This is a genomic window from Massilia sp. ZL223, assembly GCF_018119395.1.
Classification (GTDB): domain Bacteria; phylum Pseudomonadota; class Gammaproteobacteria; order Burkholderiales; family Burkholderiaceae_D; genus Telluria.
Genome location: NZ_JAGPWD010000003.1, coordinates 118,180 through 130,245, shown reverse-complemented (window position 1 = coordinate 130,245; position 12,066 = coordinate 118,180). Strand labels below are relative to the sequence as shown.

At 66.1% G+C, this 12,066-nt stretch carries 12 protein-coding genes; 1 reads left to right on the top strand and 11 read right to left on the bottom strand.

Translation table 11 applies throughout. The features are described from left to right. Positions 1-222 precede the first annotated feature (222 nt). From KBW95_RS03430 to KBW95_RS03400, 7 genes are all read right to left on the bottom strand, one after another. Entirely contained in the window at positions 223-1,956 is a 1,734-nt protein-coding gene (locus KBW95_RS03430; protein ID WP_229429535.1) for a PQQ-dependent methanol/ethanol family dehydrogenase, read from the bottom strand. A gap of 40 nt (positions 1,957-1,996) precedes the next feature. Continuing rightward, positions 1,997-2,383 (bottom strand): DUF779 domain-containing protein, encoded by a 387-nt coding sequence (locus KBW95_RS03425; RefSeq protein ID WP_211527481.1) that lies wholly within the window; start codon positions 2,381-2,383, stop codon positions 1,997-1,999. Between the two features lie 53 nt (positions 2,384-2,436). Beyond that, the gene (adh, locus tag KBW95_RS03420) at positions 2,437-3,957 is read right to left on the bottom strand and encodes an aldehyde dehydrogenase (RefSeq protein ID WP_211523717.1); all 1,521 of its coding nucleotides are present in this window, start codon (positions 3,955-3,957) and stop codon (positions 2,437-2,439) included. Between the two features lie 199 nt (positions 3,958-4,156). Continuing rightward, positions 4,157-5,101, bottom strand: a complete 945-nt coding sequence (locus tag KBW95_RS03415) for a beta-propeller fold lactonase family protein (protein WP_211527480.1) — start codon at positions 5,099-5,101, stop codon at positions 4,157-4,159. A gap of 79 nt (positions 5,102-5,180) precedes the next feature. Then, entirely contained in the window at positions 5,181-6,008 is an 828-nt protein-coding gene (locus KBW95_RS03410) for an ABC transporter substrate-binding protein (protein WP_229429514.1), read from the bottom strand. A gap of 23 nt (positions 6,009-6,031) precedes the next feature. After that, complete coding sequence (gene pedF, locus KBW95_RS03405) at positions 6,032-6,502, bottom strand: cytochrome c-550 PedF (protein ID WP_211527479.1); 471 nt, start codon at positions 6,500-6,502, stop codon at positions 6,032-6,034. A gap of 151 nt (positions 6,503-6,653) precedes the next feature. Then, complete coding sequence (locus KBW95_RS03400; protein WP_211523720.1) at positions 6,654-6,917, bottom strand: hypothetical protein; 264 nt, start codon at positions 6,915-6,917, stop codon at positions 6,654-6,656. Between the two features lie 144 nt (positions 6,918-7,061). On the opposite strand from KBW95_RS03400, the gene KBW95_RS03395 reads away from it, so the two are divergent. Continuing rightward, a complete protein-coding gene (locus tag KBW95_RS03395) occupies positions 7,062-7,733 on the top strand; it encodes a hypothetical protein (RefSeq protein ID WP_211523721.1) in 672 nt (223 codons plus the stop codon). Here KBW95_RS03395 and KBW95_RS03390 read toward each other — a convergent pair. The 4 genes from KBW95_RS03390 to KBW95_RS03375 all read right to left on the bottom strand — a co-directional run bounded on the left by KBW95_RS03390 (position 7,730) and on the right by KBW95_RS03375 (position 12,064). Next, positions 7,730-8,974 carry a hypothetical protein gene (locus KBW95_RS03390; protein ID WP_211527478.1) on the bottom strand — a complete coding sequence of 415 codons (1,245 nt, stop codon included), beginning with the start codon at positions 8,972-8,974 and terminating at the stop codon, positions 7,730-7,732. The genes KBW95_RS03395 and KBW95_RS03390 overlap by 4 nt on opposite strands. 130 nt (positions 8,975-9,104) lie before the next feature. Next, positions 9,105-9,356, bottom strand: coding sequence for a hypothetical protein (locus KBW95_RS03385; protein WP_211523723.1), 252 nt, complete (start codon positions 9,354-9,356; stop codon positions 9,105-9,107). Positions 9,357-9,671: 315 nt separating this feature from the next. Next, positions 9,672-10,463, bottom strand: coding sequence for a c-type cytochrome (locus tag KBW95_RS03380; RefSeq protein WP_211523724.1), 792 nt, complete (start codon positions 10,461-10,463; stop codon positions 9,672-9,674). Next, positions 10,460-12,064 carry a cbb3-type cytochrome c oxidase subunit I gene (locus KBW95_RS03375; protein ID WP_373888752.1) on the bottom strand — a complete coding sequence of 535 codons (1,605 nt, stop codon included), beginning with the start codon at positions 12,062-12,064 and terminating at the stop codon, positions 10,460-10,462. The genes KBW95_RS03380 and KBW95_RS03375 overlap by 4 nt, the downstream gene beginning before the upstream one ends. Between the last annotated feature and the right edge of the window lie 2 nt (positions 12,065-12,066).

Here is a 12,066-nt window from a genome sequence, read left to right as displayed (position 1 = left end):
GAAGGAAATGGCAAGGAGCGTGCCTGGGCGTTTCGCCCGTCGAATCGGGCGTTGCGCGCGATCGCTTGTCCCAGTACGGATCAGTCGGACTGTTCGCTGCGCCGTTCTGGGTCGCCTGGGCGGCTGCCCGAAACGGCAAAAAAAAAGCTGACGGCCGAAACCGTCAGCAAACATGGCAGGCGTGCACGGACCCAATGCACGCAGCCCTTCCGTTAAACAGATTTACCCTTTCGCGGCCAGCTTGAACACCCACACCGAGCCGCCCTGCTCGAGGAAGTTGACCTTCTTCGCGACCTCGCCGCCCCATAGTGGCACCGCCCCGCCCCAGCCGGACACCACCGCCACATACTGCGTATCGCCGTCCTGCCAGGTGACGGGCGGCGCCACCACGCCGGAGCCGGTCTGGAACTTCCACAGTTCCTTGCCCGTCTTCGCATCGAGGGCCTTGAGGAAGCCTTCCGGCGTGCCGTAGAACACCAGGCCGCCCGCGGTCGCCATCGCCCCGCCCCATAGCGGCGCCGTATTCTTCGCCTCCCACACGATCTTGCCGCTCTTCGGATCGACCGCGCGCAGCGCGCCGATGTAGTCGTCGAACAGCGGCTTGATGGTGAAGCCCGCACCAAGGAAGGCGCCGCCCTTCTTGTAGGAGATCGGTTCGTTCCAGATATCCATGCCCCACTCGTTGGCCGGGATGTAGAACAGGCCGGTCTGCTGGCTGTAGGCCATCGGCATCTGGTTCTTCGCGCCCAGGAAGGCCGGCGCCGCGAACACGATGGAGCCCTTCTTGCCGTCGCCCTTGGTCGGGTCGCTGGGGCGGTTGCTCGCCACGTAGATCGGGCGGCCGGTCTTGAGGTCGATGCCGCTGGCCCAGGTGATCTTGCGCACGAAGGGGAAAGCGTTCTGCAGCTTGCCGCTGCTGGCGTCGATCACGTAGAAGAAGCCGTTGCGGTCCGCCTTGCCGCCATAGCGCTTGCCGTTCATGTCGAAGGTGACGAACTCGTTGGCGCCGTCGAAATCCCAGGAGTCGTTGGGCGTGTTCTGGTAGGCCCACTTGATCTGGCCGGTCTTGACGTCCAGCGCCACGGTGGACGAGGAGTACAGGTTGTCGCCCGGGCGCAGGTGGCTGTTCCACGGCGCCGGGTTGCCGGTGCCGAAGTAGGCAAGCTTGGTCGTGGCGTCGTAGGTGCCGCCCATCCAGGTGGAGGCGCCGCCGGTCTTCCACAGTTCGCCCGGCCAGGACTTGTTGACCGTGCCGGACACGCCGTTCTCGATCTCCTTGCCGTCCTTGTCGTAGCGGTAGCCCATGTGGCCTTCCACCGTGGGGCGCACCCACAGCAGTTCGCCGGTGGCGGGGTTGCGCGCCTCGACGCGGCCGACCACGCCGAACTCGCCGCCCGACACGCCGGTCAGCAGCACGCCCTCGGCGATCAGGGGCGCCGCGGTCATCGAATAGCCGGCGGCGTAGTCGTCGACCTTTTCCTTCCACACGATCTTGCCGGTGTCCTGGTCGAGCGCGATCAGCTGCGCGTCGAGGGTGCCGAAGATGACCAGGTTGCCGAACAGCGCGGCGCCGCGGTTGACCACGTCGCAGCAGGGCATGATCCCGTCCGGCAGGCGGTGCTCGTATTTCCACAGCTTGTTGCCGGTCTTGAGATCGATCGCGAAGATCCGCGAATAGGACGCGGTCACGAACATCTTCCCGTTGTGGATCACCGGCTGCGACTCCTGTCCGCGCTGCTTCTCGCCGCCGAACGAGAACGACCAGGCGGGCACAAGGTTCTTCACGGTGCCGGTGTTGATTTGCGTGAGGGTCGAATAGCGCTGGCCGTTGGTGCCCATGCCGAAGGAGAGCACGCTCTTCTGGTCCTTCGCATCGTTGTCGATCATCGCATTCGTCACCTCGACGGCCTGCACCGTTCCGAGGACGCCCGCCGTGGCGGTGAGTACGGCTAGCATGGTGTTCTTCATCATCGTCTCCTTGTTGTTATCGTTGCATTCAAAATCCCTGCTGCACCGGCAGGGAGCGCAGCAGCGCGCATTCCTCGTCGGTGAACAGCCGCGAGCGCGTCAGGAAGCGGCGCCCGGTCCCGTTATCGAGCGAGAACATTCCGCCGTTCCCGTCCACCACGTCGATCACCAGCTGGGTGTGCTCCCAGTAGCCGAACTGCTCGATGCCCATGTAGAAAGGCGCGCCGTCCAGGTTGCCGAGATAGACATCGGTGTCGCTCAAGCCGAAGTCGCCGGAGGCGTAGCACATCGGCGCACTGCCGTCGCAGCAGCCGCCCGACTGGAAAAACATCAGCGGGCCATGGCGGCGGCGCAGTTCGCCGATGAAGGCCAGCGCCGCGGGCGTGGCGCAGACGCGGTCGATCGAGGTGCTCATGCTTGCTCCTATGTCCAGGTCGCGCCGGCGCCATGCCGGCGCGGGTTCACGCCTCAGAAGAAGCCCAGTGCGTTGGGGCTGTAGCTGACCAGCAGGTTCTTGGTCTGCTGGTAGTGGTCGAGCATCATCTTGTGGTTCTCGCGCCCGATGCCCGACTGCTTGTAGCCCCCGAAGGCCGCGTGCGCCGGGTACAGGTGGTAGCAGTTGGTCCACACCCGGCCGGCCTGGATCGCGCGGCCGACGCGGAAGGCGCGCGCCGTATCGCGCGTCCACAGCCCGGCGCCGAGCCCGTACAGGGTGTCGTTGGCGATGCGCAGCGCGTCCTCCTCGTCCTTGAAGGTGGTGACCGAGACCACCGGCCCGAAGATCTCTTCCTGGAAGATGCGCATCGCGTTATCGCCCTTGAACACGGTCGGGCGCACGTAGTAGCCGCCTGCCAGTTCGCCCTGCTGCACATGGCGCTCGCCGCCCGCCAGCACCTGGGCGCCTTCCTGGCGGCCGATGTCGAGGTAGGACAGGATCTTCTCCAGCTGTTCCTGCGAGGCCTGGGCGCCGATCATGGTCGCGCTGTCGAGCGGATTGCCCTGCTTGATCGCGGCCACGCGTTCCAGCGCGCGTTCGATGAAGGCCTCGTAGATCGATTCCTGCACCAGCACGCGCGAGGGGCAGGTGCAGACCTCGCCCTGGTTCAGCGCGAACATGGCAAAGCCTTCCAGGCACTTGTCGAAGAAGGCATCGTCGGCGTCCATGATGTCTTCGAAGAAGATGTTGGGCGACTTGCCGCCCAGCTCGAGGGTGACGGGAATCAGGTTCTGCGCTGCGTATTGCATGATCAGGCGGCCGGTGCCGGTCTCGCCGGTGAAGGCGATCTTGGCGATGCGCTTGCTGGAGGCCAGCGGCTTGCCGGCTTCCAGGCCGAAACCGTTGACGACATTGATGACACCCGCCGGAAGCAGGTCGCCGATCAGCTCCATCAGCACCATGATCGAGGCCGGGGTCTGCTCGGCGGGTTTGAGCACCACGCAGTTGCCGGCCGCCAGGGCGGGCGCCAGCTTCCAGACCGCCATCAGGATGGGGAAGTTCCAGGGGATGATCTGGCCGACCACGCCCAGCGGCTCGTGGAAGTGGTAGGCGTAGGTCTCGTGGTCGATCGGGGCGATCGAGCCTTCCTGGGCGCGGATGGCGCCTGCGAAGTAGCGGAAGTGGTCGATCGCCAGCGGGATGTCGGCCGCCGTCGTCTCGCGGATCGGCTTGCCGTTGTCGATGGTCTCGGCGGTGGCCAGCAGGCTGAGGTTTTCCTCCATGCGGTCGGCGATCTTGTTCAGGATGCGCGCGCGCTCGGCCGGCGAGGTCTTGCCCCAGGCGTCCCTGGCGGCATGGGCGGCGTCCAGCGCGGCTTCCACGTCTTCAGCCGTGGAGCGCGCGACTTCGCAGAAGGGCTGGCCGGTGATCGGGGTGATATTGGCGAAGTACTCGCCCTTGCTCGGCGCGACGAAGCGGCCGCCGATGAAATTGTCGTAGCGCTGCTTGAAGGGATTGGCGACGCCCAGCTTGTTGATGTCCGCGAGATTCATGTCATCCTCTATGTCTGTGTTGAGTTGTCCGTCGGTGGAACGGGCTTGTGTTGACCACGACTTCCTTTTCGCAAGGGCCGTGCCAGCCCCGTTTTCGCCGCGCTCCCGCAGGGAGAAGCCCGGCCGGGCGAGCAGGCGCCGAAGAAGGCGCGCCCCTTTCTGGTACATCTGTTGCAATCTGTGACAGCGGCGGGAAGGCTCAGCGGATCAGCACTCCCCAGGGCAGCTGTCCGACGGCGATATCGTCCAGGCGGCGTCCCGTGGCGGTATCGATGACCGAGACGCTGTCCGAGCGCCCGTTGGCAACGTAGAGGCGCGCCCCGTCCGGCGTCAGCGCCATGTTCCATGGCCGCTTGCCGACCGGGATGGTCGCGGTGACGGCGTTGCGCACGGCATCGACCACCATCACGGTGCCGTCCGCGCCGTTCGAGACATAGACCTGCTTGCCGCCCGGGTGCACGGCGACGCCGGCCGTGTTCTTCCCGGCCGGGATCACGGCCAGGCTGCGCCGGGCGGCCATGTCGACCACGTGTACCGCGTTGGCCAGCTCGCAGGCGATATAGGCGCGGCTGCCGTCGGGACTGAAGCCGATGCCGCGCGGGCGCAGGCCGACCGCGACCGAACCCGCCTGGCGGCGCTGCGCGACATCGATCACGTCCACCTGCTCCGCGTCCTCGGCGCTGACGAGCAGCCAGCGCCCGTCGGGGCTGAAGACGGCGTGTTCCGGGTTCTTGCCCGCCACTGGGATCTCGGCCAGGATGCGCCGGCTGGCCGCGTCGATCAGGGCCACGCTGTTGCCCTCCTCGACCGCCACCGCCAGCAAGCGCCCGTCGCTGGACGCGCTGACGCCTTCCGGCGACTTCCCCAGGGCGATGGTAGCGAGCGTGGTGCCGGCAGCGGCGTCCAGCGCCAGCAGCGCGCTGCTGCCGGCGTCGGTGACGTACAGGATGCGGCCTTGCGGATCGGCGGCGATGCCGCGCGGGCGCTTGCCGGCGGCGATTTCGCGCACCACCGTGCCGGTGGCCGTGTCGATCACGCTGAGGGTGGCGGACTTTTCGTTGGGGATGTAGGCAAGCGGCGCGGCAAGGGCGGCAGCGCCGGACAGGATGCCGGCCAGGGCCAGGCAAACGCGAAGAGAAGACATGATCGGCCTTTCGTAGAAGCGTCCGGGAGACGCGGTACGGAGGCAAATGCAAGCGCCGTGCCATTGCGGCGCAAGCCGGTCACGGGCGCACGGCCTTCACCCCATGCTTCTCGAACAGGGCCGCCAGTTCGCCGCTGGCGGTCATCTCGTTGACGGCAGCCTGCAGGCGGCGCGCCAGGTCCTCGTTGTCCTTGCGGACCGCCATCCCGACCGCCCATCCGTTGCGCGGCATGCGCTGGAAAGCCAGCTCCTCGACCGGAAAGGCCGGATCGTCGCGCAGGGCCGTTTCGACCTCGGAGCGCTTGGCCAGCACCGCGTCGAGCGCACCCGCCTTCAGCGCGGCCAGGGCCTCGCCCGCCGTCGGATAGATGCGGACCTGCTCGCGCAGGCGCGCCTCGCCCAGCATCAGCATGCCGGCGATCGAGACCTTCTCGACGCCGATGCGCTTGCCGGCCAGCGAATCGACGCCCTGCAGCTGCGGGATCGCCGCCGCACTGCGCGCCAGGCGCAGGCTCTCCACATAATAGGGTGCGAAGATCCTGACCTGCGGGTTGTCGGCCATCAGCCGGCTGTCGACCGGCACGTGCAGCATGACGTCCGCCGGGCCGTAGCCGAGATAATGGCCCTTCCACACCATGTTGCGCAGGTCGTCCGCGACCTCCTCGTCCGCCGGGAAAGGCATCAGGCTCAGGCGCAGGCCCAGCTTCGCAGCCAGGACCTGGGCCAGGTCCACGTCAATCCCCGCTCCCTTGTCGGAAAAGGGAGCGAACTCGTTGTAGACCGCCACCTTCAGCGCGCCGCTTTCGCGGATCTTGTCCCAGCCGGCGCGTGCCGGGGCGGCGGCGGCGAATGCCGCGGCGGCGCATGCCAGCAGCGCGCGGCGCCGGCTCATCAAACGCTTGCTCATGCTTGGCCTCTACGGTTGGTGGATCAGTTGGACTCGCGGCGCGATTCGAGGTAGGTCTTGATGGCCCACATCGCTTCCTGGTTGAACACCCCTTCGAAGGGCGGCATGTACACGGCGCCGTTGCGCACCTTCCCGTTGCGCACGGAGGTGAGGTAATAGTTGTCCATCTCCTTGTAGCAGGCGGCCTTCTTGGCGGCGTTCTTCATGCCGGTGCAGTCGCGGTCCAGCTGGCGCAGGTCCGGCGCGATGCCGCCCGATACCGCTTCCAGGCCGTGGCAGCGGGCGCAGTTCTGGTTATAGGCCGATGCGCCGACCTTGAGCGCGTGAGGATTGGCGCGGTAGGGATTCTCGTCGCGCCACTGCTTGCCCAGGTCGGGCAAGCCCTTGGTGTCGACGGCTTGCGGCGTGACCGGGCCGTGCGCCTGCACGAAGGCGGGGGTGATGGCGGCGGCGAGTGCGAGTGCGGCGGCGAAAACGCGGATGGGGTGCTTCATGCTTGTCTCCTGCTGGTTATCGAGTTGGGTAATCGAACAGGAGCAATTGGTGTGCCATGGGCCGGCCCGGCGATGAGGATGCCAAGCTGTTGCAGCTTGGAACAGTTGTGCCAGCCGGCGGTGCGACGTTCAGGGACAGGCGGCGCGCAAACTAGTTGGCCACGCCGCGCGAACCGCCAGGCTGGACCATCAACAGCGCGTCGTGTTCACGCCGGCGGCAGGCCGATGCGAAAGCGGATGCCGCCGCGCGGTCTTGCCGGAAGCGCTCGAACTGGCCAGGTGTCAGTGCGTAGTATTCCTCGTACTCGGCAAAATCGTTACGGACCGGCACGGAAAGGAAATAGCGTCCCGATGCCTCTTCCACGCCCAGCGAAAAGCGTTCTGCCCTGTTCACGATCAAGTCCTTGAATTTCATCGTTTCTTCCTTTGGCGGACGGCAGACCGCACGCCTTATGCATGCTCAATAATGTGGGCCGGGACGCCCTCTCCGGCTGAAGATTATTGCATAATTGCAACTTCAATGGCGCAGCTTTGCCCGACTACCTCATGAGGAGCCTCCATGCGTTTTCCCTTGTCCGCACGCCCAGTACTGCTCTCCGCCGCCCTGCTCGCCCTCACCGCCTGCGAGACGGGGCCGGCGCACCGCCTCGGCGATGCGAACGTGCCGCTGATGAAGCCGGGCTACGGCCTGGTGGCGACGATGGTGGTGCAGGCCAACCGCCTGCACAGCAACGACCAGCCGACCGCCATGTCGACGGCCGGGAGCACGATCGTCTACTTCGACACGGTGCGGGGTTCGGCCGGGTCGCCGTTCTGGGTGCTTCGGGGCGGCGGGGCGTTCGCAGGCTATGTGAACGTGGAGCAGCCGGCCAGGACCGACCGCGGCTACCCGGCCTTCCTCAAGCCGGTCAAGCCGGGCAAGTACTACCTGAGATCCTTAACGGTGGGTACGCCGGGTAACGAGCAGGTCGTGGGGCCGAAGGACGACACCGTGATCGAGGTGGTGGAAGGCGAAGTGACCTATGCGGGCCGCGTGCAGATGCAGACCTGGTGGACGGAAAAAGGCAACGGCTATGCGCCGGTGAGGAGGACCCTCGAGGTGCTCGACGAGTACGCGCAAGACATGGCGGCCTTCCAGGTGCGCGAGCCGCGGCTCGCCACGATGACGGTCAGGAATGGGGTGGCGCGCCAGCCTGCACATGCCGGATCCGGCGCGCTCCGCACAGACTAGAACACCAGATTGACGCTGCGCGGGCAGTGATCGCTGGTCTCGATACGCTGTCCCGGCGTCTGCACTACCGCCGTTTTGCGCGAGCCGAGCCCCTCGGGCTGGAGCGCCGCGAGCGGGCCGCTGAGCACGATATGGTCCAGGCCCGAGAAGCCGCGGCAATTCGCGTCGACGCCCGTCAAGGGGACCTGCTTGAGGGACCGGGTGCCGTCGTTCAGCTCCTGCCACAGGTAGCGCGTCGCCACCTTGCCGTCCGCATCCTGCTTCGGCACGCCGGCCGGATTGCTGCCGTCCGCGCGCACCTGATCCGGGCGGATCGCGGCGGCGGCCTCTTCGTCGATGCGGCGGTTGAAGTCGCCCAGCAGGACGAACTCGGGGCTGCGCTGCGCGACCTTGTCGAGCCAGCGCTCCAGCGGCGCCACCTGGCGGTTCAGGACCTGGCAGGCGCCGGCGCGATCGTCGAGCAGGCGCGCCTGATAGATAGGTGTCGGCACGATGTTGGCGCAGCTGGACTTCAGGTGCACATTCAGGAAGCTGATACGGCGCCCCGGCAGTTGCAGCTCGAGCGCCAGGCCCGGGCGCACCTTGCGCGCTTCCGGATCAGCGGGATTGTCGCTCACCGCCAGGCCTGTCTCCACGCTGCAGCGCCCGGGCTCCTGGCCCAGGCTGCGGTCCCAGGCGAAGGCCACGGTCTGGAAGCCCTCGTGCGGCGCGTCGCACACGCTGAAGCGCCCGGCGTGGCGGCCGAGCAGCTGCTTGATGACCTCGGCCGAGCGCACTTCCTGGAAGGCGATCACGCGCACCTGCTGCGTCGCGATCAGGTTGTTGATCGTCGCCTGCAGGCCGGCCAGCTTGGCGGCGTAGTCGCTGCTGGCCAGCGGCGCCGAGGCGCCACGGCCCTGGTAGGCGGAGCATGGGGGCATCATGGCCAGCTGCGCGGGCCCTCCCGCCAGGCGCTCGGTGTCGGCGGCGCATTGTTTCGCTGCGCGCACGGCTTCTTCGCTGGCGGACGCCTGTCCCCGCTCGCGCCGGGGACGTGTATCGCACCAGGAGACGGCCTGGCAGACGGCGGCGTGGCGGTCGAAGTCCTGCTGCGAACCAGCCCAGGCCATGTTAAAGGAGGCAACCCCGATCTGCGTCGGCGGCTGCGGGACGGGTTGGGCGGCACAGCCGGCCAGCGTGGCGAGGATCGCTGCCGGAAGCGCGAACGACAGCGGTCTAAAGGAAAACTTCGAGGTTGACATCGGGGCTCTCATTGGTTGGACGCATGCTGGCCATACGATTGGCCGAAATGACAAGCATTATGACGCCATTCCCCTGATCCAGACCAGTACTACACGTGTCGCCGGCGAAGGATCTGGCCCACTCCGCGACTTATAGGAAAGGCCAGGAGAGGATGCGCTTCGCGTGCAGCACCACACGCCCGAGCAGATAAGCGGCAGCCAGGCTAAGCGCCAGCATGCCGCGCACATCGCCCGTGAACGCCAGCCACACCCCGCCGACGGTGGCGCCGGCCACCAGGACCATCAGCCACAACTCGATACTAAGGAAAAAAACGATAGCTTCGCGCCAGACGCGCAGCATCAACGCGAGCGCTTCCTTGACTGTCTTGATTCCGTAAAACATGGTGATGTTCGCAAAATAGCAAATGTGAAGCCAGAAATGACAATCGCCGGCTTGAGCCGGCGATTGTCTTGATTCTGGAGGCGAGGACGGGAGTCGAACCCGTCTAGACGGCTTTGCAGGGCGTATTATACTCAACAATTTCAAACACTTAGGCGAGAACCACAATTTTCGCCTCTTGAGTTCGTTCACCTTGGTCTTCATCAAGCAAGGAACTGAGACTCTAGCAATAGGCATCTGGCGCAAGATCCGCAGACAGGAAAGACCCACCGCGCGAGCTTGCGTTACGAATTCGAAACCGAATCTGTGCTTGGCATGTTAGCGTCCGGCATAGTACCGCGCCAGCTCCGCAATTTCCGCATCGTTCAGGTTGCGGACGGCATTGCGCATCTGGCCATTGATGTCGTTGGCCCGGCGTCCGTCGCGGAAGGCGAGCATCTGGTCGCTCAGATAGGCCTCGGACAGCCCTTCGAGCACCGGCGTCGCCGGCCTCACCGCATGCGGGCTGTGACAGGACGAGCAGGCGCCGACGCTGCGCATCGGATCGCCGTTGCGCACCAGCCGCGGCGTTCCGCTGGCCGAGGGCGCGATGTCGGCGATGCGTTCGCGCTCGAGCGAGGCGTAATAGGCGGACAGGTCGCGCATGTCCTGGTCGTCCAGCTCGGCCACCAGGGGTTGCATGATGGCGCTCGGCCGGTGGCCGGAAAGGAAATCGCGCAGCTGCTTGTACGTGGCGGAGGCCGGCTGCCCGGCCAGGTGGGGCGTGCCGGCCGGACTGGTGCCGCGCGCGCCGTGGCACATGGTGCAGGCCATCGCCAAGGTCGCGCCCCTACCAACCGACGCCTCGCCCACCTCCATCATGTGCGCGTTGACGATGACGCTGCTCGGGTACTTTTGTTGTTCCGCCGGCAGTCCGGCCGCCCGGAAAGGCGCCGGCGCTCCGACGGCGCTGCAGATCGCCTCCCACATGCTCTGCATGACATTGCGCTCGTGGGCCTTCGGCAGCCAGACGAGTCCGATGAAGGCGGCCACCAAGGCGATCACGAGGATCGCGCCCACGCTCCCGGCAAACCAGCGGTTGCGCAGGGAAAAGATTCTTTCGTCGCTCATGGCTGGCTCCCTACCGGCACGGCCGGCACCGAGGTCTGCTTGAGCGCCATCAGCTGGCTGATCGGGTAGCCGTAGTTCACGATCGACAGGCCGATCATCAGCGCCAGCCACAGCGCGTAGCCGTTCAGCGCGGCCGGTAGCCGCCCTTCGTTGTGCGCCACCTGGCTGAAGCGAAATTCGGGCAGCTCGATGCGCCCGCTGCGGTGGCCGCCCAGCAGCACCAGCAGGAACAGCAGACCGGACACGACAAGGATCAGGCCGCCGAAGAAGGTGATGATCACCGTAATGGCCTGGGGCGCGATCTCGGGATTGCTGTAGTCGAAGTAGGCCATGCGGCGCGGCATGCCGAGCACGCCGACCACGTGCCAGGGGAAGGTCAGCACGATCATTCCGACGAACCACAGCCACAGCTGGGTGCGCATGAGGCGGCCGCTGGCGAGTTGTTTGCCGGTCAGGTGGGGCCACAAGTCGTAGGCCAGCGCAAAGTACATGATGACGATGGCGCCGCCGAAGATCAGGTGGAAGTGCCCCGTGATCCACTGCGTGTTGTGCACGGCGAAGTCGAGCTGGTAGCTCATGTTGATCAGGCCGCCCGCCCCGCCGAAGCCCAGCAGGATGAAGGAGAAGGCCACCGCCAGCATCATCGGGTTCTTCCAGGGCAGCGCCTTCACCCAGCCGAAGGCACCGCGCCCGCCGCGCAGGCGTCCCGCGATCTCGACCGAGGCGGTGATGGTAAAGATGGTCAGGAAGGTCGGGATCGAGACCATGCCCGTGAAGACCGCATGCAGGAACTTCATGCCCGAGCCCACCTGCGGGTCCTGGAACAGGTGGTGTACGCCGATCGGCATCGAAAACACCAGGAACAGCACGAAAGAGATGCGCGCCATCTTGTCGCTGTAAAGGCGCCCGCCGATGGCGCGCGGCACCAGCGTATAGAAGGCGATGTAGGCAGGCATTAGCCAGAAATACACGATCGCATGCAGGGTCCAGGAAAAGAACACGCGGGCCAGGCCGGCATCGATGGTGTTCTTGAAGCCAAGCGCGACCGGCAGGATCATGAACAGGATCTCGATCGCCGCCCCCAGCGAAGTCCAGGCCCACAGGTAGGCGCCGGCCAGGTTGGCGAACATCGGCAGCGGCACGGCGGCGCCGGGATTCGCCTTTTTCCAGACATACAGGTTGAGCGACATCAGCGCCACCCAGATCCACGAGCCGACCACGACCAGCACCACGCCGATGTAGTAGAACGCATTGCCGATCAGGGGCGGGTAGAAGGTGTACAGCACCGTGGCCAGGCCCATCGAGACCGGCACCATGGCGGTCACCGTGCCCAGCACGACCAGGAAGAATCCGATCCAGGCCCAGCGTTTGCCGACCAGGGTCTGCTTGAGCGCCAGTTCGACGATGGCGTAACCGAAACCCATCGCCACCAGGGTCGGGAACACGTAGCCCATCGCCGAGCCATGGGCCGTGACCGCGCGGTAGTACAGCTCGGGATTCCCGATCCAGTCGCGCAGCGGGCTGCGGATGTACATCTGCCATTCGCCCAGCAGCAGCGCCACGAAGAAGGCGATGAAGGCGATCCAGAAGTGCGCCAGCACGA

Bases quoted from the DNA above. Each gene is read 5' to 3' on its own strand.
- KBW95_RS03430 (WP_229429535.1), bottom strand. From the start codon at position 1,956: ATGCTAGCCGTACTCACCGCCACGGCGGGCGTCCTCGGAACGGTGCAG.
- KBW95_RS03425 (WP_211527481.1), bottom strand. From the start codon at position 2,383: ATGAGCACCTCGATCGACCGCGTCTGCGCCACGCCCGCGGCGCTGGCC.
- adh (WP_211523717.1), bottom strand. From the start codon at position 3,957: ATGAATCTCGCGGACATCAACAAGCTGGGCGTCGCCAATCCCTTCAAG.
- KBW95_RS03415 (WP_211527480.1), bottom strand. From the start codon at position 5,101: ATGTCTTCTCTTCGCGTTTGCCTGGCCCTGGCCGGCATCCTGTCCGGC.
- KBW95_RS03410 (WP_229429514.1), bottom strand. From the start codon at position 6,008: ATGAGCAAGCGTTTGATGAGCCGGCGCCGCGCGCTGCTGGCATGCGCC.
- pedF (WP_211527479.1), bottom strand. From the start codon at position 6,502: ATGAAGCACCCCATCCGCGTTTTCGCCGCCGCACTCGCACTCGCCGCC.
- KBW95_RS03400 (WP_211523720.1), bottom strand. From the start codon at position 6,917: ATGAAATTCAAGGACTTGATCGTGAACAGGGCAGAACGCTTTTCGCTG.
- KBW95_RS03395 (WP_211523721.1), top strand. From the start codon at position 7,062: ATGCGTTTTCCCTTGTCCGCACGCCCAGTACTGCTCTCCGCCGCCCTG.
- KBW95_RS03390 (WP_211527478.1), bottom strand. From the start codon at position 8,974: ATGTCAACCTCGAAGTTTTCCTTTAGACCGCTGTCGTTCGCGCTTCCG.
- KBW95_RS03385 (WP_211523723.1), bottom strand. From the start codon at position 9,356: ATGTTTTACGGAATCAAGACAGTCAAGGAAGCGCTCGCGTTGATGCTG.
- KBW95_RS03380 (WP_211523724.1), bottom strand. From the start codon at position 10,463: ATGAGCGACGAAAGAATCTTTTCCCTGCGCAACCGCTGGTTTGCCGGG.